Source organism: Fangia hongkongensis FSC776 = DSM 21703, from assembly GCF_000379445.1.
Classification (GTDB): domain Bacteria; phylum Pseudomonadota; class Gammaproteobacteria; order Francisellales; family Francisellaceae; genus Fangia; species Fangia hongkongensis.
The window spans coordinates 1-25359 of record NZ_KB902245.1 but is presented as its reverse complement, the minus strand read 5'-3'; the positions used below and the strand labels follow the sequence as shown (position 1 = coordinate 25359).

General features: G+C 36.3%; 30 protein-coding genes. 28 read left to right on the top strand and 2 right to left on the bottom strand.

The window, feature by feature from the left end; translation table 11 throughout:
• Window positions 1-502: 502 nt before the first annotated feature.
• Together A37Q_RS0104625 and A37Q_RS0104620 are read right to left on the bottom strand one after the other, a co-directional pair.
• Window positions 503-1270 carry a hypothetical protein gene (locus tag A37Q_RS0104625; protein WP_018299109.1) on the bottom strand — a complete coding sequence of 256 codons (768 nt, stop codon included), beginning with the start codon at window positions 1268-1270 and terminating at the stop codon, window positions 503-505.
• Window positions 1257-1445: a hypothetical protein gene (locus A37Q_RS0104620; protein WP_018299108.1), complete on the bottom strand. Its 189-nt coding sequence runs from the start codon at window positions 1443-1445 to the stop codon at window positions 1257-1259. Before A37Q_RS0104620 ends, A37Q_RS0104625 begins: the two co-directional genes overlap by 14 nt.
• Window positions 1446-1679: 234 nt before the next feature.
• On the opposite strand from A37Q_RS0104620, the gene A37Q_RS0104615 reads away from it, so the two are divergent.
• The 28 genes from A37Q_RS0104615 to A37Q_RS16575 form a co-directional block, all read left to right on the top strand.
• Entirely contained in the window at window positions 1680-4805 is a 3126-nt protein-coding gene (locus A37Q_RS0104615) for a hypothetical protein (RefSeq protein ID WP_018299107.1), read from the top strand.
• On the top strand, window positions 4798-5325 hold the full coding sequence (locus A37Q_RS15795) for a DotD/TraH family lipoprotein (RefSeq protein ID WP_018299106.1): 528 nt from the start codon (window positions 4798-4800) through the stop codon (window positions 5323-5325). The genes A37Q_RS0104615 and A37Q_RS15795 overlap by 8 nt, the downstream gene beginning before the upstream one ends.
• A gap of 8 nt (window positions 5326-5333) precedes the next feature.
• Entirely contained in the window at window positions 5334-6254 is a 921-nt protein-coding gene (locus tag A37Q_RS0104605) for a type IV secretory system conjugative DNA transfer family protein (protein WP_018299105.1), read from the top strand.
• Complete coding sequence (locus A37Q_RS0104600; RefSeq protein ID WP_018299104.1) at window positions 6244-7410, top strand: type IV pilus twitching motility protein PilT; 1167 nt, start codon at window positions 6244-6246, stop codon at window positions 7408-7410. The genes A37Q_RS0104605 and A37Q_RS0104600 overlap by 11 nt, the downstream gene beginning before the upstream one ends.
• Window positions 7403-7942: a hypothetical protein gene (locus A37Q_RS0104595; protein ID WP_018299103.1), complete on the top strand. Its 540-nt coding sequence runs from the start codon at window positions 7403-7405 to the stop codon at window positions 7940-7942. Before A37Q_RS0104600 ends, A37Q_RS0104595 begins: the two co-directional genes overlap by 8 nt.
• A 24-nt stretch (window positions 7943-7966) precedes the next feature.
• On the top strand, window positions 7967-9052 hold the full coding sequence (locus A37Q_RS0104590) for a hypothetical protein (protein WP_018299102.1): 1086 nt from the start codon (window positions 7967-7969) through the stop codon (window positions 9050-9052).
• 14 nt (window positions 9053-9066) lie between these two features.
• Window positions 9067-10017, top strand: coding sequence for a hypothetical protein (locus tag A37Q_RS0104585; RefSeq protein WP_018299101.1), 951 nt, complete (start codon window positions 9067-9069; stop codon window positions 10015-10017).
• A gap of 10 nt (window positions 10018-10027) precedes the next feature.
• Window positions 10028-10381 carry a hypothetical protein gene (locus tag A37Q_RS0104580; protein WP_018299100.1) on the top strand — a complete coding sequence of 118 codons (354 nt, stop codon included), beginning with the start codon at window positions 10028-10030 and terminating at the stop codon, window positions 10379-10381.
• A 19-nt stretch (window positions 10382-10400) separates the two neighbouring features.
• Entirely contained in the window at window positions 10401-10835 is a 435-nt protein-coding gene (locus A37Q_RS0104575) for a hypothetical protein (RefSeq protein WP_018299099.1), read from the top strand.
• 20 nt (window positions 10836-10855) lie between these two features.
• The gene (locus tag A37Q_RS0104570) at window positions 10856-11149 is read left to right on the top strand and encodes a hypothetical protein (protein WP_018299098.1); all 294 of its coding nucleotides are present in this window, start codon (window positions 10856-10858) and stop codon (window positions 11147-11149) included.
• Between the two features lie 22 nt (window positions 11150-11171).
• Complete coding sequence (locus tag A37Q_RS0104565; protein WP_018299097.1) at window positions 11172-11489, top strand: hypothetical protein; 318 nt, start codon at window positions 11172-11174, stop codon at window positions 11487-11489.
• Window positions 11489-12301 (top strand): hypothetical protein, encoded by an 813-nt coding sequence (locus A37Q_RS0104560; protein WP_018299096.1) that lies wholly within the window; start codon window positions 11489-11491, stop codon window positions 12299-12301. Before A37Q_RS0104565 ends, A37Q_RS0104560 begins: the two co-directional genes overlap by 1 nt.
• Before the next feature lie 22 nt (window positions 12302-12323).
• Complete coding sequence (locus A37Q_RS0104555) at window positions 12324-13598, top strand: ParB N-terminal domain-containing protein (protein ID WP_018299095.1); 1275 nt, start codon at window positions 12324-12326, stop codon at window positions 13596-13598.
• 8 nt (window positions 13599-13606) lie between these two features.
• A complete protein-coding gene (locus A37Q_RS0104550) occupies window positions 13607-14377 on the top strand; it encodes a DUF4400 domain-containing protein (RefSeq protein ID WP_018299094.1) in 771 nt (256 codons plus the stop codon).
• A 16-nt stretch (window positions 14378-14393) separates the two neighbouring features.
• Window positions 14394-17585: a conjugative transfer system coupling protein TraD gene (gene traD, locus A37Q_RS0104545; RefSeq protein WP_018299093.1), complete on the top strand. Its 3192-nt coding sequence runs from the start codon at window positions 14394-14396 to the stop codon at window positions 17583-17585.
• Window positions 17586-18261: 676 nt separating this feature from the next.
• On the top strand, window positions 18262-18852 hold the full coding sequence (locus A37Q_RS0104540; protein ID WP_018299092.1) for a hypothetical protein: 591 nt from the start codon (window positions 18262-18264) through the stop codon (window positions 18850-18852).
• Window positions 18853-18963: 111 nt separating this feature from the next.
• Complete coding sequence (locus A37Q_RS0104535; protein WP_018299091.1) at window positions 18964-19410, top strand: hypothetical protein; 447 nt, start codon at window positions 18964-18966, stop codon at window positions 19408-19410.
• A gap of 101 nt (window positions 19411-19511) precedes the next feature.
• Window positions 19512-19820 (top strand): hypothetical protein, encoded by a 309-nt coding sequence (locus A37Q_RS0104530; protein WP_018299090.1) that lies wholly within the window; start codon window positions 19512-19514, stop codon window positions 19818-19820.
• Window positions 19821-19905: 85 nt separating this feature from the next.
• On the top strand, window positions 19906-20433 hold the full coding sequence (locus A37Q_RS0104525) for a hypothetical protein (RefSeq protein WP_018299089.1): 528 nt from the start codon (window positions 19906-19908) through the stop codon (window positions 20431-20433).
• Window positions 20424-20753: a hypothetical protein gene (locus A37Q_RS0104520; protein ID WP_154648620.1), complete on the top strand. Its 330-nt coding sequence runs from the start codon at window positions 20424-20426 to the stop codon at window positions 20751-20753. Before A37Q_RS0104525 ends, A37Q_RS0104520 begins: the two co-directional genes overlap by 10 nt.
• A 107-nt stretch (window positions 20754-20860) precedes the next feature.
• Complete coding sequence (locus tag A37Q_RS0104515) at window positions 20861-21133, top strand: hypothetical protein (RefSeq protein ID WP_018299087.1); 273 nt, start codon at window positions 20861-20863, stop codon at window positions 21131-21133.
• A gap of 90 nt (window positions 21134-21223) precedes the next feature.
• Window positions 21224-21556: a hypothetical protein gene (locus A37Q_RS0104510; RefSeq protein ID WP_018299086.1), complete on the top strand. Its 333-nt coding sequence runs from the start codon at window positions 21224-21226 to the stop codon at window positions 21554-21556.
• 367 nt (window positions 21557-21923) lie between these two features.
• A complete protein-coding gene (locus A37Q_RS0104500; RefSeq protein WP_018299084.1) occupies window positions 21924-22166 on the top strand; it encodes a hypothetical protein in 243 nt (80 codons plus the stop codon).
• A 149-nt stretch (window positions 22167-22315) separates the two neighbouring features.
• On the top strand, window positions 22316-22615 hold the full coding sequence (locus tag A37Q_RS0104495) for a hypothetical protein (RefSeq protein ID WP_018299083.1): 300 nt from the start codon (window positions 22316-22318) through the stop codon (window positions 22613-22615).
• Window positions 22616-22733: 118 nt separating this feature from the next.
• Window positions 22734-23537, top strand: a complete 804-nt coding sequence (locus A37Q_RS0104490; RefSeq protein ID WP_018299082.1) for a hypothetical protein — start codon at window positions 22734-22736, stop codon at window positions 23535-23537.
• Window positions 23534-24409: a phage integrase N-terminal domain-containing protein gene (locus A37Q_RS0104485; protein ID WP_018299081.1), complete on the top strand. Its 876-nt coding sequence runs from the start codon at window positions 23534-23536 to the stop codon at window positions 24407-24409. The genes A37Q_RS0104490 and A37Q_RS0104485 overlap by 4 nt, the downstream gene beginning before the upstream one ends.
• A 5-nt stretch (window positions 24410-24414) precedes the next feature.
• On the top strand, window positions 24415-25164 hold the full coding sequence (locus tag A37Q_RS15790; protein ID WP_018299080.1) for a prepilin peptidase: 750 nt from the start codon (window positions 24415-24417) through the stop codon (window positions 25162-25164).
• Window positions 25165-25219: 55 nt separating this feature from the next.
• A partial coding sequence (locus tag A37Q_RS16575; RefSeq protein ID WP_018299079.1) for an HU family DNA-binding protein occupies window positions 25220-25359 on the top strand: 140 nt, incomplete at its 3' end.

Here is a 25359-nt window from a genome sequence, read left to right as displayed (position 1 = left end):
AATATCACTAGATACATTATGCAATTAATCAGGGTTTTACAAGCTGAATCACTATAAACGCATAAAATATATATTATTTTCATACAGTAGTGATAAAAAATAGAACATAACTGTATGCATTTATGGATAATCCAGCTATTTTTGCATAATTGAAAGCCTTTATTTATACGCAAGAACATAAGTGTATGCATTTTTGAACATAACTGTATGCATAAGAGAACATAAGTGTATGCATTGATGAACATAGACGTATGCATTAATGAACATAAGTGTATGCAAACATGAACATAAGTGTATGCGCTAATCGCAATCAAACCCTTATTATTATTGACTTTTTTTCTCGGTAACAAGATATAACAAGAATATAACAAGAAGTAACAACAACTAATACGCGCACGAGGAATCAGAAAAATATAATTGACCATATGTGATCTAATTTTGTTGTCGTTGTTGTTCTTTTTGTTATTTTTTTGTAGATACATACATCCCTCTCTTAATGCCTTCAGTAAACCAACGTTTTCCCAACCACTTCTTTTTTGCACCCCCAATTGGCGTAGCCTTTACCGACATAGTAAGTAGCGAGTTGCGCTTGAAGATATCTATCTAATTCTGCACGGGCATAACTCATGTACTCGTCATAATGAAAATTAGTTACAGCATCTTTTAACCGAGTATTGAATTGAGTTTGTCGATCAATGAGTTCTTGGGGAGTTTCTTTATCCGCTGATTTGTTTTCGTAGGGAGTGGTGATCACTTTAATGAAATTATCGAAGGCAGATAGGATTTTATTTGCTTTGCTAGTTTGTGCTTCAGTAGGCGTAAATTTTAGAAACTGGCATCGCCCCCATCCTTTGGCATAATCAAACGGCAAAACAAACATCTCAAAATTATTTCCGTACTTTCCACTGTAGAAATCACTAGATTTATATGGCTCTGTGTAGGTGATTTGTCGTGTAGGGAGGTGAAAGCCAGACTCCCACATTAAAAGCTCTAATGCCGCGCCATTTTTGCTTTTTTCTGTGTAATCACCAAGTAATCCCATTTGATCAATACTGTTGATTGTTAAGGGGCTGCTATGTATTTTTTTTGCTGTTTCAGGCACATTATCAAAATAGATTTTAGCGTCAGCCTCATTGTCCGGTACGCTATCAGAGGTTAAAACGCCACATGGATCCCACGGTACATCACCATCACACCCCCAACTAAAAGCGGCATTGATGAGCGCAACCGATAAGAGTAAAAGGATAATTAATTGTCTAAAGCGATGCATTTTGATTACCTTTCAGTGCAAGTGATACCATTTGACCGTTTGGCTTGATGCCAATGTAATTAGCTTTTTTAGAATCCTCAGAGCGAAAAAACAGGGTTGTAATGGTCAATAGGGCAAATATCACTGTTAGGGTGGCAGCGATACCTTGTAACTTTTTATTTTTCCGTTTCAGCATATTAGCTCCAAATTGATCTTAATAATTTCGCTTATATTTTCTATCTATAGCGATTTCTAGATTCACATTCGAACATAAAATGAAATTTTGTGATCTTGTGAATGCGTTGAAAATAGCGGATTAGAAGACGCAAAAAGAAAAAAACAAAAAAAAGTTAAAAAAATATTTTTTCATTCGAATGTGAAAGTAAAAATCCGGATGATGAGTTTTAAGAGGAAAGAATTTTGATTTTGTATGATCAGTTACTTAAAGGCTTTTTTTGGCAGAGACATCACGCTGTTAGACAGTACAAAGATGCAGTGTACCATTTATGGGGCGGATGATGAGCATGAAGCCATTTTATGTGACGATGGTGAGTTATCTACTGTCATTGAGATACAGGGGCATGGATCACCATTAACAGTATCTGATATATCGAATAATGCGCGTTATCTTGCAGATAGTTTAAGTGGATTTTTTAAATCGAAGGATAAGCGTTTAATTGCAACGTACTACAACAACCCCGAGGATAATGATTTTGCTTTTGAGATGAGCAAGCTGTTTGATGAGTATTGTGACACGGTTGGGTTAAACATTAAGGACATTCACCGAGAGGAATTAAAAAAATTATCAAGCTTGACGACAACGAATCGATTTTTACTGACCGTTGAGACGGGTAAAGGAAGTATTAACGCAGTTGAGTATGATCGTTATGAATCTGAGAAGGCGCCTGTGGTGGATGAGTATTTTCAAGCGCTTGGATTTAAGGATCGTTATAACAGCAAGAAGAAGATGAAGCAGTATGGTCAAAACCCACTTCACATGAATGTTGGGGTATTCCATCAACATCAAGATACAGTTGATAGCATTTTAAACGCCCTGAGAGTCACAAAATCAAAATATGAGGTGTTACCTAGCAAATATGCCGTTCGTTTCATGAAGCGGATTTTTGATGCCTTTACACCGCTAAATTGGCAGCCAATCACCACTCCGCAAACAGAGCAAGAAATTGAAGCGGATTATATGCGTTTTATGCGAATTGCTGATAGCTCGCCTTATGCTGGTAAAAATGAGGATTTGTCGGATAAGTTGTTGCCGCCATTGGTGACGCAAATTATCGGCGATGATGCGTTGATTTATGAAGATGGCGTGGTGAGTTTAAATGGTCAAAGTTATAAGGCGATGTATGTTGAAATTCCACAAAAGCAATTAGCGATGTTTTCAGCGTTTATCAAGACCGTCAAAGATATTCCATTTTTGATGAGTTGGTATCTTGAGGCGAATGAAAGGAAGATAGATCAGGCAATTTCAATGGGCACGCTGGTTGGGATGTTTGGATTTTTACCGTTTGGGCAAAGCGCTAAGGACGTTAAAAAGGCGGCTGATATGTTGAAGTTTTATCGCAAAGACAGTGGTAAACCGATGGCGATGTACCGCTTAACGTTTTTAACATGGGCAGAAACGGATGAAGGAAATAAGGGGTGTATTCGTAGAGCCAATACACTTCGCTCTCGTATATCTCAATGGGGAGCTGAACAGTTGGTTAAATCTGAAAAGTATGATCCGGTGCAAGCGATAATTGAAACTGTGCCGGTAATGGCAAAGCCAACCATTGCACGGGCTACGCCTTGTCTGGTCGAGGAAGCCATTTTACAGATGCCATTTGATCGGGTGAGTTCACCTTGGGATGTGGGCACAAATTATTTTCTGTCGGCTTTAGATTTAACGATGTATCCGGTGTATTTAGGCAGAGGGCAAGGTGACTACTCAAGGTCATTGTATTCGGGGGCAACTAGAAAGGGAAAATCCTTTACAAAGAACACGTTATTACTCAACACGCTATTTAAGCAGCCGTATCATAAAATACCTATCTTAGCGATGTGTACGATTGGCTATGATGCCAAGCTTTTTGTGCAGACAATTCAACAATCGCTGCCTAAAGATCAGCAGCATTTAGTGATATATGACAAACCTAAACTCACCAGTGAGTATTGTGTCAATGTATTTGATACGGAATATGGCGCAAGACGAGCAAAAACAACACAAATAAGCATTATTTCGGGGTTTTTAGGGCTGTGTTTCGCTGAAAAAGATGCCGTTGGTGTCTCTGAGGATTTCGAAAGCTTAATTGCTGAGTGTGTTGAAGAAGCATATCGCTATTATGATGATAGCAGTGATTTTGCTAAGGAGTTTACGACCGGTGCGGATCATGAGATAGACGCTTATTTTTTGCAGCATGGCATTCAAAGAAACACCTTGAATACATGGACATGGTGGCGTGCCTTTGATTATTTTCATGATAAGGGAGAGACGCGTCTTGCCTATCGCTGCCAACTACAAGCTATGCCATCAATCAGTGATTTAGTGCATGTGATGAGTGAGAAGCAATCTTTGTTGGAAGATGCCAAGGAGCTGAAAGAAAACAGTAATCGGTTATTTGATATTTTCAAGCGGCGTATTATTAATTTACAAAGTAAATATCCGAACCTAACCGGTGTTACACGTTACAACATAGAGTCAGCAAGAGTCATTGCACTTGATTTAGAAAGTGTCTGTCCTAAAGGTTCCAAAGAAGATCAGCCTGAAAATGCCCAAGATCGTCAATCTGCGATTATGTACCTGTTATATTTTATGTTTTTGACAAGTAAATTTGCTATTGCTCAGAACAAGGACGATTTTTTATCTGATACGCAGGTGGATGAGAAATACAATGATTACCATTTCAATATAATTGAAGATGAAAAGGGAATTCCTGTAATTTTCGATATTGATGAATTTCACCGTGCAGCTAAGGCAAAAAGTTTGCAAACGAATGTTGATCGTATTATTCGTGAAATGGGTAAGTATGGTGCTGAGTTTTCAGGGGCATCCCAGCAGATGACCGATTGGGATCCTACTTTGATTAGTAACATCCCGAATTTCTTTATTTTTTCCATCTCTGATGTTGAGCATAAGTACTACCGTGAGCAATTTGGTTTTAAAGATGCAGATTTTGAATTAGCTAAAAGACATTTAGTGGGTCGTCATACCAAATATGGGCAACCATTTTTACTGTTTATTCAGGATGTTGATGGTAGTGGTGAGAGAATGCTTGTGCCGTTATATCATACTGCAAGTGCCACCAAGTTATGGGCGCTAACAACAAACGCAAGAGACCATAACTTTAGAAGCACTTTAGAGGAAAAGTTATCACAAGCAGGGGTGGAAAACCCCGTATTAATCGCAAGAGAAGTGCTAGTCGAAAAATTCCCAAAAGGGAATATTGAATCAGCACTCAAATCAAGAAAACTTCAGCATCCAAATAAAAGCATTCAAGCCATCACACAAGAGCTATTAAACGAATGTCTACAGATTGTTTTAGAGGAGAAAGTAAATGTTTAAGAAATTGAAATTTAAGAAGGGAAACCCAGTAGGCGCCGTTTTACTATTAATCACGGCAATAACATTGTCAGGTTGTGCAACAAAAGCGCCGCTCAAAGCGCCTAGTGCTTCTAGCGCCCCCTTGTATGCACTTGATACTGTTGCGATAGAGACTGCATCCAATATCAGAGAGCTATCTGAGATACAAACCGCAGCTTTAGCTAGTGAGAGTTCCGAGCAAGAGTGGCGAAGCTTTATGTTCAATCTACAGACAGTACCGGTAGCACTTTCTAAAAAAGAGACGTTTAACTTTGTCGGAACAGCAGAAGATGGGGTGAAAGGCATTGCCGATTTAGCAGGGTATAGTTTTCATGTTGTAGGTTCCCCTCCAGCAGAGCCATTAATGGTGTCGATTCAATCCAAAAATCAAATGTTGATTGATTCTTTAAGAGATATCAATGCCCAGATCAACCACAAAGCAAATGTAATGATTTCACCGAAATCAAAGCTGGTCACACTGACATTTAGGCAAATAGGGTAGGCGTTGTTATGCGGCTAAGAAGACAAAAAATCAGACAATTTTTGACCGGTGCACTATGTGTTAGTGGGTTGGTTGTAGCGACAAATACTTATGCAGACTCTAGTAATATAACTAGACAGACAGTGGATTATACTCAAGGTCAGATCAACGTCAGTAATAACGCCTTTAATACCTTAAGCTATGCAATGGCAGAGGAAAGCTCAAGTGAGCGCAATCATATCACACAGCGCTTAATGATGCTTAAATCTATTGCACTTCGAGTGGGGCAACAATACGGCTATGCCAAACAGCTTGAACATTTACAGCATCAAATTAACAATAAATCAGCCAGCTTAGACCAAATATTCAATTTCAACTTTATTTTAAGCTATGCCAATTATAACCGTCCTGCTATTAATATTTTGCCCCCAGTGATACTCAAGGCAAATCGTTATATTGATCAAAGCAATCAAAGAGGGATTGATACCATCTCAATTTCTGATGTTCACTACAGCATTTACAGTAATGCGCGATTTGTTACGACTGTCCCAAGTTGGAGGGATTATCTCATAAAAGAAATTCCTGCTCCGGAAGTGGTGTCTGATCGTATTTTACCGAAAGATGCAAATGAATCTTTAGCGTGGCAAAGTAACCTTAAGCTTGGCTGGAAGCTAGGGATCCAACAAGCAAACCAAGAAATGGAGTATCGAATTAATCAGTTAAGCCGTGATTACAATGGCATGATTTTATACTTAAAACTTTACAAACAAGGCAAAGTTAATGCTCCAGATGTTGCCTATATGAAGCAATCTGTGGTTGGAGATAATGATTCGATGTCAGTCAACCAGCAGATTTACCGATTAACAGCACAGTCCACATTAGTGACCAATCCAAATCAATGGAAATTTACCCCACAAAAGACATTAGCGGAGGTAAATAATGCTAAGTGAAGCAATCGATATAAGTCAAATACACAATAACACTCCCTATGTGTTGGATATTGAACAACATCAAATTGTACAAGCAAAGTTTTTTAATTCTCTCTTAAAGAGGGCTTCTGATCTAGGCGTATCTGATATCTATATCGAGGTAAAACGTCAGATAAAGTGTCGTTTGCATGGGGTGTTAGAATATTTTACCCACTTTGATTTAACACGCGGTTATGTTAATCAGTTGGCAGAGTTAATCTATGGCGCCTCTGGTGTTTCCTCGCGCTTGGTAGGTAAAGATTTAGATTGTTCATACCAGTTTAAAGCACAGGATAAGCTCTATCGCTATCGTGTCTCAATGGCAAAAGATATTCAAGGGGTTTTTATTCAGTTGCGCCCATTAGAGCCAATCCCCCCAAAGTTATCTGAGATTGGAATGGAAGGTGTGCTTGTTGAGAGTATGACAAGTATTTGTGATGGTGGTAATAATCATGGAATGGGAAAGGTATTTGTTATTGCCGGAGAAACAGGTTCAGGCAAAACCACCTCAATTGCTGCCCTTATTCGCTACCTTATTGAAGAATCACGCCTAAAAAATGATGGACTCGTTATTTACACGGCGGAGGCTCCAGTTGAGTACTCTTATGATGAAATTGATGCTGAGCGTTCAGTGATGCGGCAGTTTGAAATAGGCAAATGCTATGAGAGCTTTTATGATGCAGTAAGAGGGTTTATGCGTAAGTCACCCGATGTAATCAACATTGGCGAAACTCGAGACTATGAAACCTTAGAAGCCATTTTACAAGCCTCTAATACAGGTCATGCCGCTATTACTACGATCCATGCCAATTCAGTGGCACAGATTGTCACAAGAATGATTGATCTCATCCCATCAGCATTACGTGAGTCAGGTGAAATTAAACGCGTTCTTGAGTCAATAGGGGTTGCCGTTTTCCAAAAGCTAGTCAAACGCAAAGTCAGAGATGAATCAAGCAATAAAGGTGGTCGAGTTGCGCTTCGTGAATACCTGATATTTACCCCAGAGGTGCAGGCGTATCTCATTCAACATATCGATAATAATTTTACCCAAGCCGTTCAATACTGCGTTGAACGTTATGGCAGAAGTTACGAGCAGCATAGAGCAGAGTTAATCAAACAAGGTGTGATCGATGGATAACTTTTTAACACTCAGAAATTTCACGCTAGCATTTTCCGCGATGCTGGGTGTTATTTTGTTTGTTGTTACCTGTATCAGGTTAATTGGAACCGAAAGTGGATCTAGTGCAAAAGTCTATTCAAAAGGACAAATAGCATGGATGTTTTTTATATCGATGGTTTTGGTTTCGCTGGTCAACTTCATGGATGTCGGCAGTGTCACGTTATTTCAAGGTAATGCATTTACCGTTGCAGCTGCTGATCCTTGGTTAAATCAGAGTAATCTTGCCAACATCTTATCTCAAATGCACCTTGTCGGTGAAGATGTTGATACGGCGGCAAGGCTCTGGAGCTATTTTATGATGGGTATGAAATTACTTGGATTGGCATTGTTTGTTTGGATCACAGCAAAATGGTATGAGTCTGTGCAAGGAACCTCGAATACAAGTGCCTCAATGATCGTGATTTTTTACTTATTATCCTTTGTGTTTTGGAACTTCGGTGTAGTGATTCAACTAGTTGCTAACACGTTTAACTATGAAATTACGATCTAAAACTGATCACATGAAGAGGGGCGTATGAGGTTAAGACAAAAAAGCAAAAAACTTACCAAACTAGGCTTAATGGCATCACTATTTTTTAGTGCCTGTATTAATGCCAATGCAACAGGGTATCCTGTGGCGGATTTAACCGCAGCGTTAGGGTTACTTCAGCAAACAGAACAAGCGGTAGATCAGTTTCGGCAGTCTGTTAAAGAGTGGACAAAGCAACTTAATGCAGATATTGCTGGAACTTCAGCAGAAGTGGATGCATTAAATAACGGTTTTGCTAATTCAATTGTTAGACAGAACCAAGCATTAAATGATGTGTTTAATAATGAGCTAAAAATGCAAATGCAGCCCTCAAGTGACGCTTGCTCAACCTATTCAGTTTCAAATGCGCTAAACGATGCCATGTGTGATTTTATTTCAAGTGTGGCTGATGCGAGTCAAACGAGAGTAAGTAATTTCTTAAATCAAGACACAACCTACAAACCTCAAATTGCCAGTCAAAACAATGCCAAAAACATTCTGGACGCTGCTTATAAAATCCAAAAAGAAGCGACAGGGGAGTCAGGGGATCCACAAAAGCCCAGTGATCTGGTGGTAAGAGCAGATATATTACTTGGTTCTCAAGGCGATACGTATGATGCGCTCACAACGCAATCAACAAAAACCTTTAACAATATTGTTGTAGGGGCAAAAGTTGTAACCCCTCCACCAAATAAAAACCAAGGCGATGGATTAAATTATGTCGATAATTATTTACGACCAACAGCAATACGCGCAATTGCAGCCAATTCACTCGATACCATTCGGGCGCTAAGAGTCGGTCAAAAAGGTGAAGATGGAAAAATAGATAGTCCTTCTGTGATGCAGCTTATGCAGAAATTCGCGGATGATCACTTTGGTACCCCCGAGGGAGATGAATGGCTCAAAAAGGTCACCAATACACAAAAAAGTGCAGATGATTTTATGTCTGATTCTGCCGTATTACGCTCTATTGCACAGATGCAAGCCTATTCCAATTCACTCAATATGATGCGTTATCGCTCTGAGCTTCGAATGGAAACAATACAAGCGGCGCTTTTAACATTAAAAAATAAAGAAGTTTATGGTAACTAAGAGAGGTAGTTCAAGTGGATCTAAAAGACAAATTTAACCAGAGTGGCAAAAAGCCAAACGATGATAAAAAAAGCGCACCAGATAAAAATAACAATGAGATTGTAGATCAGAAAAATGATGAGGTAACCAAAACATTAGAGTTAGACGACAGGGTAGATAATGACACCATAGGCCACGATGATGTTGAACTATCTCAGGCAGAGAATATGACTGAGAAAACAATTAATAATATACACAAAAAAATGCACCAAAAAGAGAGTGTTGAATCAGCACCTAAACGTGATTTAAGTATCTGGCTGATAATGCTCGCACTGATATTTTCTTTTGGAGCAATGACGTTTTCTCTAGTGAATCTATTTGCCCCAAGTGGTCTCACTACCGCCTATTTTCAACAAGGGGTTAAATTTCTCAATACCAACAGTAAAGAGCGATCAATGGCACTTAAACAAGAAGTTTTAGACAGTAATAAAACATTATCTGAAAATTTTATTCAATCAATGAATGATGTTAAAAAGGCACTGGTGCAGGTCAGTGATAATATCAACCAGCTCAATAAGAACATGACACAGGTACAAACAAACATTACCAGTGAAATAAGTAATCAGAAGCTACCGGATATTTCTCAATTAAACGCCTCAATAAGCAATTTGCAAATGAGCCTAAATCAAATTAAAAGCCAAACAAGTAGGATCACTGATAACACGGTATTTCAACAGAGGGGCGTGAGTAATGAGACCTCACAAAAAAATCAAGGAAACGATTATAAGATCGAATATGTCGGCAATTCACCCAATGGCGCAATTCTTAAAGTTATAGATAAAACAATTCAAGCGAACAAAGGAGAGAAAATCGAAGCAAACTATATCACGGTTAATGCAGGACAAACGACACCATACGGCAAGGTAAGTTTTTTAAATGACGATTCAATTGTCATTGGTGGGAAAAAGATTTTAAAAAATAAATAAAAGGGAAGGTATGAAAAGTTTTATCGGCGATTTAGATTTCAAGAGGTTTATCAAGACATTTGATATGGAAAGTTACCTTAAAGTCTTAGGAATTACATTTTTATATATATTCACAGTTTTTGTATACGCTGGAATATTACTATTTGTAGAAATGGGTGTGGCGTTTCTTGTGTTTTACGCTACCGATAATTTACATCAAACAATCTCGTTTGAAGTATTCAGGACGCTTTGTAGCGCAAATGTTTTTATTGTTTTATTGATCGATTTAGCAAGGGCTATCAGGGGTCTTATTGACCGAGTGAGTAACCATTCAAGCACAAATCAATCGTCATCAAATGATTACAATATTTACCACAACCAATAATCAACAGGAGCAAGTAAAAATGAAAAATAGTATTCAAACCATTAAGCGTATTCAAGCCTCATTCTCGCATGTGATGGCTTATTTGCCACGAAAGGTATCTGTCGCCATATTGCTGTTATTAACATCACCGGCATTATCACTGGCTGATGGGGAAGATTTGAATTCAATGACCGAAAAGTGGCAAGGGTATTTTGGTACCATTAAAAAGTTTTTTTGGTCAGGATTGGCACTGATAGGGGTAGCTGCCTTTATCTACGGTTTTGTGGCATTGGTAAATATCAACCTAAAAGCAGACTATCGAGGGAAGATGACCAATGGTAAAGCAGTTATCATTATGCTCATTGGTATTCTAGCCGCAGGGGGATCACTTATTTTTGGTGTGTTTGCAAACTCTTTAGGTGCAACCGATGCAGTCACTAATGCTACTAGCAATGATTACTCTGGGTTCAATTAATTTTCTGACAGGAGCCTATTATGTCGCATGAAGAAGATATGCGTTCATTCAAAGGAAACCGCTTAAATGAACAAGCAAAAGTGCTGGGGATCCATCCATTAACTTTTATATTGATTCCAGTTTTTGTGATGGTTCCCTCTGCAATCGTCAGAACAATTGTTATTTTCGCTGCAATTTTCGCTATTGTGCTGAGTATCAAAGGGATGCGCTATGCAGAGTTCAGAAGGCTTTTTAGGCGTAAGTTTAAGCATGCAAAAATAGTACGTTCAAGTTGCCCAGTTAATTTCCAAAAATCAAATACAAGCTCTGACTAGAAAAGACAAAGGGAGGGGAAAAATGAGAGTAGGAAAACTACTTATTATAACAGCACTATTAATGATAAATGCAGGGTTTGGGGCATCATGCCATTTCAATACGCCCAATATTAAAACAGATGTATGTCAGACACTAAATTTGGACAATAAAGCCGAGGATAATCCTTTTTTTCTGAAAAATGGTAATGGCTTATGTGGGTTAAATTTTCAGTTGTCAGGACTACCCGATTTCAGTTTGAAAGATGCTTTACCAAATTTTAGCAATGGCGATGCCTGTAAATATTTAAAGTATCTCACAGGTGATGATATTTCACAGAGTATTAAGGATATGATTGGCTGATGAAAAAGCTAGGTATTTTGTTATTAGTGCTATGTATTAAATCAGCATTTTCAGTGCCTACAGTAGATGTGGCTAAAGCAATTGAGCGTACAACCTCTATCGCAAAAAAAGCAGAATCATTTAATGAGTTAAAAACAAAATATATTGATAAATATACAGTCCAAATTCAAAGCTCAAGTAATATCGCAGATGCGTTTAACAATGGTTTTGCTAATGAGGTTATTCGGAATAATCAAGCAAGGATTGATAGCGCAAATCAACATTTAAAACTATCCAGTGAGCCAATGGATATATGTGAGGTATATTCTTTATCAACTGCATTGAATGATTTCGTCTGTGATAGTCTTTCAACGCTTGGAAATAGCAGTAGCCAATTTATTCAAATTAGCCAAAATCATGAAAAAGTGGCGAAAGATGCAGATAGTCACAAAATAAATGATATAAACACAATTAGTGTCACCACATTACCTGCCGTGAATAAAAATGATGATGTTGAAACGCAGAGCGATAGGCTACAAGAGCAGGCATACAAATCGACTGTAAATACCTTAACAACCTCAATTAAATTAGATCAAGAAAATTTATATAACACATTATCAAACCAAGCAAATAATGACTTTGGAACAGATGAAATTAAAAAGATTCAAGAGAGTTATAGTCAATCACAACTTTATCGCAAGATGGCGATAATGTTAGCACAAAACAACTATGCGGATATGTTGGCATACAAACATCAGTTGCAGAATGAACTTTCTATGGCAATGGAATTATTACAACAAGTGAATAACCAAAATAAGACACTAAAAAAATAATCAAGGGAGAAAAGGGAAAGCTATGACAGAGATCTTAGAAAATATGGATGCTGTGAGCGAAAATAAGACAGGAACTGCAACACGTAGAGAGTCAAGCTTAACGACTAAAGTAAGTGGAATGATCTCACGAAAATCCTTCGGCGTTACACGCAACATGGTGACACAAATGCGAGTCGAATCATTATTGAATAGCTTATCGATGCGTGCTTTGCCAGAGGATTTAGCCTTGCTTTACAAGGATGTGCAAAGAGTGACTACGGTCAGTCGTTGTGATGCCTTTGAAGATTACTATTCAAACCACCTACTCAATAAAGTGGAAGTAGCAGGGTGTATCCCAACGATTACCATTGCGTTAAATAAACGTCCGGTGATAAAACAGTTTGATGATCGTTTAGATATGATTGAGTTTGAGCCAAAAAGTGCCTTTGCAAGTGATGGACTAGGGCGGTTGAATACATTTATGCGAACGATAGGCGGCTATGAGCCTACAATAAGAGGTGTAAGTAAACCAAATCAAAGCCGTCTTGAGCGTAGAAAGCTATTACGCTCATTACTATCGAACTTAGAGATTTCAGTGAAAATTATATTTGGAAATGAGCGAGATTTAACAAAAGCTGATATTGGTCAAATATTCAGTGATATTAACTTCACTCAGACGAAGGTTCAGGCAAGACACGCCATGCGCTTAAACTCAACAGACCCTATTATTAACTGGGCAAGAGAAATATCAAAAATGCCAGTGATTAAACATCATGGCGGCATGAATGAAAGCAAAAACGTAGTCAGTAAAAAATCACCACACATCACAACTTTAAGCATAATGGCTCGCTATTGCCGAGGCTTTTTAGGTGGTGACTATTTACAGCGAAAAACCACAGCCTCACTTACGTTGAAGGATGGTAGGGAACTCTCAGGATACGAATTTGAAACAAAGAAACAGTTTGGATCCTATTTTTTTGAAAAATGGGCTACTTATCAAGGCAATCGATTTTACCGTGATAAAACAGGGTATCAAACTGGATCAATGATTATACAAGCAATTGGATTGGTCGGTTATACCATTATTTATAAAAATGAGGTTGTCAAAACAGACAGTGAGATTTTAGAAGAACTGAATCGTTGTGCAAAGATTTTAGCCGCTTTAGATTATGCCAAAAATGCCGTGCATTGGGATCGATGCCGCGTTATGCAAAAAAAAGGGGATGGCTACTTTAATGCTACACAGGGAGGAAGTGGTTTTAGAGTCGGACTTGCAGAATATTTTTGCACACTCGTTGGATATAACCTTGTGTATTAGAGGTAAATATGTCGGAACAAGAAGATCATATTTCAAAAGCAACAAAAAAAGTTCATAAGAAAACTGCATTAGTCACATTTCCTTTTAAGATTATAATAGGGATTGTGAAATTAATGCTATGGGTGCTAAGTATATACCTTGTAGTATATTTTATACTCTGGTCATCTAGTGGTTATGACTACACTTATGCTCTCTTGCAGAAGAATTATGATTATTTAGCTATCCGTGTAAATCAACAAAACAGTGATTTATTATTTATAAATACTTTTCATAGTGCAGCACATTTAGTTCAAGTAACAAGCCTGAAACTCATCGAGTATCTAGGCGGTGCTGCACACAGTGACAATATGATTAAAGGCATGGATAATATTTTGACGTCTTACCAACCTATTGGGTTAGATGGTTCTGGACAATCGATTTTATCATACGGGGCGGTGTTTTTAATACGTGCCATCAGTATTATTTCAATGGCAATATTAATTTCACTCATGAAGCTGATAACCTCACTTTCTTTAATCACTATTTATGTGCTTGCAATAGTGTTAGGCATTTTAACGGGTAACCGTAAGCGATTATACAGACGTATCGTCATCGATAGAGAATCAGGCGCTAAGCATAAAATAGTTAAGTACATTGGCGGCTATCTACCATTGTGTGTCATTGTTTTATATCTTGTGCTGCCATTTAACTTTAGCCCACTTCTGGTGTTTTTACTGGTTGGCATGATTAGTGTAATGCTGTTTTACATGATGGTATCAACGTTTAGAAAGTATTTATAATACGGGGGATTTTGTAATGGTCAAAAATCAATGGATCAGTGGGCTATTTTACCCTTTGAAACTGATGTGGTGTACTTATATCAAGTGCATAGATCGATTAAATAGTTTGATGAAAGGGGTTTGTGAATGGGATATACAAAAACAGATTGAGAATCCTTTCACAAATCTATTTATTTGGCACTTGTTGTGCGGTAGCTTATTAATGCTTTATATGATTTTGTATATGTTAGGGTTTTTCAGTTTGCCGTTTACATATTATGAGTCGCTAATGCATAATATTATTATGCTGACATGGGGTGTCTGTTTTCTACGTTCAGCATATTTAGACTGGCGTTATCAACATCGATTAAGCTTTATTGCGCCTGAAGTATTAAGAAATCAACAAATCCCATTATCGACTGACAGTTTAGCCAATCATCCCAAGAAGCCAGATTTATATGTTGGAACTGGGTATGATTGGACGGTAAAGCATCGTCAGCTTTTATACACTTTACAGTCAGAGAGGAGTAAGGTAAAAAACAAATGGGTTAACTTGATTTATGATGGAAAGCACCGTGCTTATATTGACAATTTCAGGGTGCCAACGAGCTTTAACCCTTTACGCTGGCGAACACATAGCAAGAGCTTATCTGATTTAAGAAAAAAATCTCAATTACTAGATAGTTGTTTAAAATCAGTAGGGTTTCCACTGATTCCCGACTTAGCAGGAAAAGCGCTTTATCATGGGTTAGAGCAATTTGAAAACTATGATATATGGGTTACAGAGTCTGAAAGAGCGGGGCATGGTTGTATTATTGGAACAACCGGCTCTGGTAAAACGGTATGCTTTAATACGCTAATGGCGCAGGATATTAGAAAAGGTCGTTTAGTTATCTATTTAGATCCAAAAGGTGATTTAGATACATTGGTTAACATGTATTGTGCTGCTATTGATGCAGGTCGAGTCGATGATTTTATGGTCATTCACGCCGGACAACCAGAGTTATCTGCGAAGGCAAATTTCTTTTCTAATTTTAGTGACGTAAGTCAAGTTGCTGATAGGATGACATCCAGTTTATCCCAAGGTGGGTCAGGACAAAATTTTACTGAAGAAGCATGGATGGCAATTAGTCAAGTAGCGCATGCACTTCATGAGATAGGCATAAAAATTGATTCTGCCTCACTACGATTTTACGTTTCAAGACCTGTAGAGCTATTAAGACGTTACTGTGAAAAAATATACCCCCCTTTATATCCTGATTTTCATTCAAAAGTAGAAAAATTCACCAAGGATTACATCAATACAGCTAAAAAAGAAAAGCAAGAACTCAGTAAAATGCAAGCACGCAATATGGCGATACTTAAATATGTTCAATTGAAACAAGATGAGTTGAATGATGAAACATCGGGCGTGAAAATTGATCATATTGGCATGTCAAATCGCATTGATTTTGATTTGTATGAAATAAGTAAAAATGATGAAAAACATCGTAGAAAAATGATTAGTAGCGTATTTCCGTTACTCAGCAAAATAAATAATACAAAACAATCAAGTATGTTTTCGTATTACAACAGTGATCTTATAAAGAAAAATGATGATGGTAGCTATTACCAAGATGAAGATGGCAATTGTTATAAACGCCAAGAGTACAACGTTAATGAAATACTGGATAACCCACAAAGAAATAAAATCATATATGTAGGAATTAGTTCGTTATCTAACAAAACACTATCTAAAACAATGGTACGCGCATTCTTACAAGATTTAACAAATTGTGCAGGCGTGTTAAATGATAATGGAAGGCAAGCTGGGAAGGATGGAAAAGGGGCTTATATATTTATTGATGAAATGGCAGAAGTAGCAACGGAATCAGCTATTCAACTGTTGAATAAATCGCGAGGAACAGGGATTAGAGTGGTATGGGCAACACAAACCGTTAGTGACTTAGTGGATGCCTTTAATGGAAAAAAGGAAAAAGCAAATCAGGTGTTAGCAAACTCGCAAGGATTTAAGATCATTTTCAGGTTAAAGGATAAGGATTTAAGTGAAATGATTATCAATATGTTTGATAAGGTTAGCGTCAAAGGGATTGAAGCAGATTCAGGTGTGATAGATAAGAGTATACATGACTTTAGGACATCAAATAGAGATAGTGTCAAGACAGTAGAAACAACACTTATAACTGATGAGATGCTAACGTCACTTCCTAACGGAAATGCTATGTATATTAATGCACAAAATGTAGCATATAAAGTCGCATTTCCTAGGGTGGTTTCTGATATAGATTCTTATGCAGAATATGTTTTAAGTGGTGATATATATAAAGATAAGAACACTAAACAAGGTCAGGATAATATCAGATTCATCATGTCACAGGTTAACGATGTAAAAATATCAAAAGAAGAAGCAGATAAGTACTGCAATGATGATCAGGTCATAGTGGAAAAAATCAATAATATTGATGAGAAAAATGATAATACTAAATCGGAAGAAAGTAACAAGAGTAGCAATAAGAAAATTTCATATTCACTCAGTGAGAGTGATGAAAATAGCGATACAGAGGATTTAATCGTATTGCAAGATAATATGATAAATGAAATTGATGATGATTCTAGTGATGATGGATTTGGTGACTGGGATGATTGGGATGAAAATATAGACGAACATGTAACAAATGATTTAGATGAAAAAAGCATTAATTTTGAGGATGTAGCCATAAATAATAATTTAGATATCAAAGGAGAAAATATGAGTATTGAAAATGATATATTGGATAAAGTTGACCAAAGTAAGTGCGTTGATATTGAATCAAAAAATACATTAAAATCAAATGGAGAAATATATACCAATAATGAATTAAATGCATTGCAAGAACATATTATTGAAATGGTCAATTCAGGAAAATATGACAGAGATATTTTAATTGATATTGATAGATTTGAGGTATGTCTCAGTTTTAAATTTTTGCGCGAGTTTTCAGAAAAAATATTAAATCTAGATAATGTAGATTTATTGATTCCATCTATATCCGTATTTATCACAGGCAAAAAGAAGTTGCGTCATATTGAGAGTAATAAATCCTTTTGGGTAACGTGTATAAAGTATGGAAATATGCAGCGGATGAGATCAAATTTATCTAGTGATAATCTTGATGTTATGATCCGGACATACAAAGAGAAATTTAATGTGGTTGAGTTGGAAGCGTCTGATAATAAAACACTGAGGTGACGCATTATATAAATGTAAGCTAATCGTATCTATAACATGATTTTTTCTTATCCGTAAAAAAGATGGAATTTAAATATTGCTAGACCGTATTGATTTTAGTTTTTTCAGAGTTAATATCATACATAAGCCTAGATATTTCTTGATGTTAATATCAAGGAAAGGCTAAAAGTGTGTAGCCATGTGGACGACATAAATTAAGCTAATCATACTGACAGTGATTATCGTATTTATGAAAGGCAATCTCAACAACGTAGATCCCTCAACAACGTAGGGTTGTTCCACAAAATGATGTGCTTATTACTTCCGACAATGTGAAGTTCATCTCAGCAATGAAACATAAGCAAAAATAAATGCCTTTTGTCTGATAACAACTGATGATAAAAGGTCAAATATGTGCGATGCGTATATATTTAAGAACCGCCCAATCTAATTGGAATGTCAGCGCTAGTTTCACTACATCTTCTTTTATAACAACTTAAAAGGAGTCACTAGCTATAGCATAACAACTTGCTTTAAATTGTAGGAAACGAAAAAGCATCTTTTGTGGTTTAGTCTGCTTTTTGATAAATACACTCAGTTTAAGTTTTAAACTTAATCACCCATTGGGGAAATTTTATTTTCCCAGAAATGGGTGAGTTATATTTCCCTTATCGATTAGCTATCTTTAGGAGGAAATATGAAAACTAGAGTACAACTATCATCGAAAAATATAGCGATGATCAGTTATGTTGTTGATCTTAAATCTCAACAACTAAACGATCTTTTACAATTTGAAGATGAGATAACAGTGCTTAAAATTAAGCAGACTCTAATTTCATTTGTTGGTGCTTTAGAAGGTAAGTCATTTGAAGATATTATCAAATACATTACCGGTATAAACATGAACATTGTTTTTAACTTTGATAGCATTTCATATTTCAATAATAGACATGTGAATGACGAAGTTTTAACACGTTATCTAGAGTCAAAAAATATTGATTGGTTTATTAAAGCTGATAAGTCTGATTTTTTCAATCAGGCATTATTACTTAAGGCGATTAAATTTAACCAAAAAATATTACATAAAATTAGTAATAATTTTCTAATTTCAAAGTTGCAAGAGCATCTTTATAGGCATTCTGTTTTAGAGGGGACAATATTGGATATGTTAATGCATATGCAATATTTAACTTTTGAGATAAATGTATCAATGGATAACCTTGGATTGTTGCCTTTAATTGATCAATTAGAAGTATCAAAGGCGTTCCATGATGCTTGTAAAGTTTGAATATGAATTAAGTGTTTATTAACCCCCATAGGGAGAGAATTTTATCTCCTTCAGGGGGTATGGTTTTCTTCCTGTAATCATCAAATGAATCAAATAATAGGAGTGAATACCATGACAACTGTAATTACATTATCTATTGCAATTGTACTAATAACCTTAATCTTTTGTATTACTTTTTTGGTAAGTAGACTGCCAGATGCATCTAAAGATGTATCTGACAAGCAGAACGAACCAGATACAAATGAGATAGAAAATAACAATGATAAACATGCGTTTGATCATCCGGTCAATAGTGAGTTAAGTGATGAGCAAGTCAAATCACTTATATCACTTAAAGATCAGGTGAAATCATTTAAGTTACAAGTGAAAATTAACGAGTTAGATGAACTTGTCAGTAAATTGAATAGTGCTGATTTTCCTGAAAATGAAAAATTAGCTCTAGCTGATGAGATCGCTGATAAAGTTGATATAACTTTACAAGGTGATAAGCAAGCGCAAGATAAAAAACAAAAATTTAAAGTTATTCAAGGCTGGGGTGCTTCTATGAGAGCAAGCTAGTTAAGAGTGATTAAGATACTATGACCCATATGGGAGGCTAATAATCTCCCAGCAGGGGCATTGTTATTCTCCCTTTAAAACTAATTAATAGGAGAGTAACAATGAAAGTAGAAAAACTAAATGCAAATGACTTATATAACGAAAGAAAAATGCTTGATGTGTGTCTTTTGATTTCAAAATACACCAATGATCATGCTTTTTTTAGTTATGCACCTCATACTAAAAGCTATCGTATTGATATATACGATGGTGGTTTTAGTCAAGTGGTAACAGGTCAACACTTTACTATCTATTTAGGTGAGGAGGATATGCATTTAAATTACGAAGATCATATCAATTTAATTCTTGAATCGCTCAATAAAAAGTTAGATGGTATTGAAATTGGTTCATTACTGCTAACGAACGATTGAGTTTATAACAACCTAAATGGGAGATTAACTGTCTCCCAGATGGGGCATGTTATCTCCCCAAACATGACAAGATAGGAGAGATGACATGCAACATGTAAAATATGATTCAAAGAGGGTGGAGTTTACTATCGAAGCGCTTACAGGTAAATTAGAAAATGGAATCAACCATATGTTCTTAAATAATTCTATGAAAGGTTCAGCTGAGATATTTCATAGCTATTGTAAGTGGATTAGTGACTACAAAAAGGTAGAAGAACTAGGTGATCTTATCCTAAGTACCGTATTTGATTATGATTTTTATTCGGATACTAGAAAGACTATTTTTAATACCGAAAACGTATTGCTGGCAGTAGATACTTTATCGGCAATACTGCATAAATACATAAATGATGCATTGAAAAATGTATCAAGTAGTTATTTATGTGGTGAGGTCAAATTTTCAGATGCCTTTGATTCTATATTTAGCAAAAATATGCACATGTATGAGTTTATCTCAAGTCATGTAGTAAATACTTGCATACTTCATAGATCATATGTCTCTGATAAGAGTAGGAATAGTGTTAGTCAAGCGCATGCTGTTATCCTTGACCAGATCAAGGGGGAATGGCAATGAAGCAAAAATATGATAGACTTTATTTAGTAGATCAATTCGAATTACTTGGGCTAGATAACACTAATGCTCGTAAAGCTGCGGAGGTTGCAACAGGTGTTCGAGAGGAGTTAGAAGATATGATGACAGATGTACAGCGTGATATTTCCTCAAAAATGACGGAATCACAAAAATCACTTATTGCAGAAAGTCGGCGTGAGTTTGACCAGTTCTCTCAGAGTATGGAAAAACGCATGCAAAAAGATAATCGTAATACGATTATTTCTATTCTTCTAGGATGCACTGCAATTGCAGCGTCCATTCTCATTGCTACTTTTCATTAAATAGCAGTCAACTAAATAAATCTTGTAAACCACCCACTGGGAGATTAAAACGTCTCCTAGTGAGGCATGTTTATCTCCCTTTAATCGAACTAATAGGAGATAACCAAATGCAAATATATGATATCCCAGAAAATGTAGATCAATTTTTCGAGAATGGCATAACGTCATATTCAATAATTGATGCAGATGAAGTTGGAGATAACCTATTCAGCATGGATTTGTTCTTAGATGCCGTTGGTTTCAAAGAAGAAAATATAAAATTACATGATGGAACTATGGTTATTGTTACCAATGGAGTCCAAACATTTAGAATTAATGCTGGAGGCTTAGGTGATTTTTATAGTCATGGTTATGATGTGACAGAATATACCGAAGTTTAAAAAATAACCCGATAACTGGGAGACTAAATATCTCCCACTAGGGGCTTTGTTTATCTCCCTTTTAACTAAATTAAAAACGGAGATATAACAATGAAGATAACTGAAAATTTTGTCGTAGATAGAGATCGTTATTATTATGATTATGATCTGTGCTTTGGCGGTGGATATGAGCAATTTGATACAGATCAAGATGCTTACTATTTCGGAGTATGGGTTAATAAGAAGACGAAGACTATTGTCACTTATGCAGAAGGTGATGAAACTATTATGCAGTGTGAAAATACTGAAGAATATAATAATGAAATCAAAAAGCTGTGTAAGTTTTATAAAGAGTATCCTTCTATGTCTGGTATTGATATGGATGGTAATGTGACAAGATATTATCAAAATAGAGAGCATTTTTTCATTAATGATGCTGCTTAATAAATAAACCCCGACCAGGGAGTAACTTTACTCCCAACAGGGGCATTGTTATTCCCTTTTTTAACTTTAAAACTAAAAACGGAGAGTAACAATGAGAGAACATCAACAACTAGGTAAATTACTAGCACTACGACTTCAAAATGTTCTAGCAATAGACCATCAAGAAATGCGATACAACGTTAGTAAAGCTATAAACAAAGAGGCAAAGACTACAGAGAATAGCTCTGAAGTTTTTTCAATTACACCGTATTTGAAACGTCTATGTATATAGTTTCCTAGAAAATTCATCACCCCCAGTCGGGAGTAGCTATGCTCCTGATTCGGGTGTTGTTATTCCCTTTAAGTAATATAAAAGAGGAGTGCAACGATGAATAAGCACAAAACACTTAGCATTGTAAATCAGCTTCAAGAGGCATTAGTGATAATTGAGAAAATATCAGATGAACTTAATAGCGTAGATATTACTGACAACTCTGTCATTAAGCGCTTATTAGGACACATCAATTTTTTCACTCTTACTCATTCAATGACAAATGACAGTTATGTTAAGAAGAAAACATCAACCAATAAGGTTGTTAGTGTCACATATAGAAAAAATTGCTTCAAGTAACAATCAAATTTCTATAAATGACCTTAAAAGCGATCAGTCATAAGTAAGAAAGAAATTGAAGGCAACTTCAGACTCTATCTTGCTTATGTATTGAAAACTGGAAACCTTAAAGCAGTCATATATGGCTTCTTAATCACAGGAGAAAAGAGATGAGTAATAATGAAGCAGTTGCAATTGTTGAAACGAAACCCGTTGCACCGGTCAAGCCAAAAGCACAGGTAAAACCAACAAAGAATGCAAAAGCTGCAAAAAATAATCAAAGAAACAATCATGAAAGCCTAGTAGAGCGAGCATTAACAAATGAGAACATTAAGTTAATTCGTCAAGTTCAAACTAATGTCTTAAGAGAATCTGGAGTCTCACCTTCAAAAATGAAGATTCTAAATGCAGCGCTGAATGCTGAAATTTTAGAAGCTGTGACGAAAGAGATGATTGAAAAATACAAATAACAAAGAACACTCTATATCAATAGATTTTTACTATTGAGGTAATATGCCACTACTTTAATAACCATACTGTTTACACAGATGGGGCATCAATCACTAAACGAGTTAAAGGTGTCTTGGAATGAGAAAACAAACATGCATCAAGGATGTAAATTACTATATAAATAGTATTGCAACAGGTGCAGAGCGATCACGTTATAAGCGCAAAGTAGTGCTTTATGCGATGATCGATGATTTATTACATTTAGGGCTTTTGCCTCAAAAATTATCACAGTTAAAAAATGATTACATCTTCAAGCTCGTTGAATTATGGAGAAATAAAGGGATCTTATCTCAGACCATGCAAGGTCGTATCAGTATTCTTCGTAAAATGATGTCAGATATGTATGACATTGATATTCCCAGAAATAAAGAATTTAATTTTACCAGTATTACATTTTCTAAGCAGTCACAGCTTAAAGTCAGTAAAGACGTATTAGAGCTTGTTCATAACCCACTTAGTAAGAGTGTACTCGCTTTTCAGATTTACTTTGGATTAACGAAAAGGGAGTCGATTAAAATCAACTTAACTACAGCTATTATGTCTGATGATTTAATGATTCACTCTGATTTAGCCACCAACAAAAAAACTCGATTTATTCCAATTTTAACGAAGACACAACTATCTGTAATAGACTATCGTAATGACATACTAGGGTCATACAGGACATTAACAGATAGAATCCCTGAGAACATGCTTGTTCAGCTTGTTAATGCAGAGATATATGATTGTGGGTATGAGATCAATGCACCATTTAGGCGAATCTATGCGATGGAGCGTTTGGCGCAATTGGTAAAACATAAAAGCCAAACGATAGCTAAACGGATGCTGATTGAAGAGCTTGGTTATACTAGTTACGATAAGTTACAGAAGGGGCTTCTATGAGCCGCGCATTAAACGATTTAAATCATAGTATACACAAGTTACTAGAGAGAGAGCAAAAGACCATGTCTTATAGCACAAGGTATGCAAGGCTGAGTCGATTAAAGCTGATTGCTTGTGAGTTACATGATATGGGTTATAAATTGAGAACCATAGGACGGATTCAGCCAAAGCATATATATAAGCTGCTAGAGTATTGGCAAGATAAAGAGCTTTCGGTAGGGCGTATAAAAAACTTAATGAGTGATCTTCGGTTTGTATTTACTTTAATGGAAAAGGAACATCTTATTAAAAGTAATCAAGCGTATGGAATAGGACAGCGTTCATATATTGCTACGCATGATAGGGCAATTGACAGTATAGATTTTACTGGTGTTTTATATGAGCATTTACGGTGCTCTTTCGAATTACAAAAGCACTTTGGGTTAAGAAAAGAAGAATGCCTTAAAATCATTCCCAGTAGAGCCGATAAAGAAAAACGAATATGGCTGCAAGGTAGCTGGACGAAGGGAGGTCGCGAAAGATATATACCAATTTTAACAAAAGAGCAAAGATATTGGCTTGATAGATCAAGAAAGGTTGCAGGATACAATAAGTCACTTATCCCACTTCATAAAAACTATAAGGAACAAACGCAATTATACGATCACATTGTCACACAAAACGGTTGGTCGAATCTTCATGGGTTGCGACATGCTTACGCGCAAAGGCGATATACAGAGTTAAGTGGCTTTTTAAGTCCAATTAAAGGAGGCGAAAAGCCTATAATGGATCATGAAAATAAGAGAATAGATTTAAATGCTAGGGAAGTGGTGAGTTTGGAGCTTGGGCATTCAAGACCGGAAATTTTAGCTAGTTATATTGGGAGTTGGTGATTTTCATGATGTTTATTATTTTGATCTTCATAGCGCTTGTTACTAGCATGATAATCAACGGACTAGTGGAGTATCTCCCTGAAAAGGTTTTGTATAATGCCAAGCTAGAGATGGAAGGAGCATTATTGCCGGATGAAATAACAGACACGAAAGCGCCTGTATTTAAAATAGTATCACCGATATCTGGCTTGTTTTCAGCAAAACCAAACTACCAATCACTTAGCATTTTTTTGGTGATTTTAGGGTATCTGTACTATGTCTATCTAGATGTTGGGATTAGCTGGTTTTCTGCCTGTATTTCAATGCTTGGTGTAGTGTTGATATTGTTAAGTGTTATTGATCTAAAGCACTATATCTTACCGGACATAGCGACTTTGCCATTATTATGGCTTGGGCTGTTAATTAATACGAATGGTTTGATTATACCGCTAAAAAGTGCTGTATTAGGAGCTGTGGTTGGTTATTTAGTCCTGTGGCTTATTTACTATCTTTTTAAGCTTCTCACCGGTAAGGAGGGAATGGGTTTTGGTGACTTTAAATTATTGGCTGCTATTGGGGCTTGGTTTGGCATTGCTTCAATTCCATATGTATTGTTGTTTGCATCCATAACAGGGATATTGTTTGGTGTGATATTGAAAGCGCTGAAAAGAGGTACAAATTTCATCCCATTTGGGATTGGGCTATCGTTTGGTTGGCTATGTTATTACATCTTTTTGTATAGATTTAATTTTTTAGGCTTCCTCAGCTTGTATTGATTGGTATTACAGTATATTTTGAAAGTTCATCAACATAAAATACAAGGTAGGGAACATGTCTAAGAAAGAAGCAAAAACACATACAAAAACTGAGTTTGAAGCAAAAGTTGCTGAAAAAATAAGCTTAACAAAATCAGATTCCAAGAAAGTTGTAGATGCATTTTTAGAAACAGTTACAGAAGTTTTAGCGGCAGG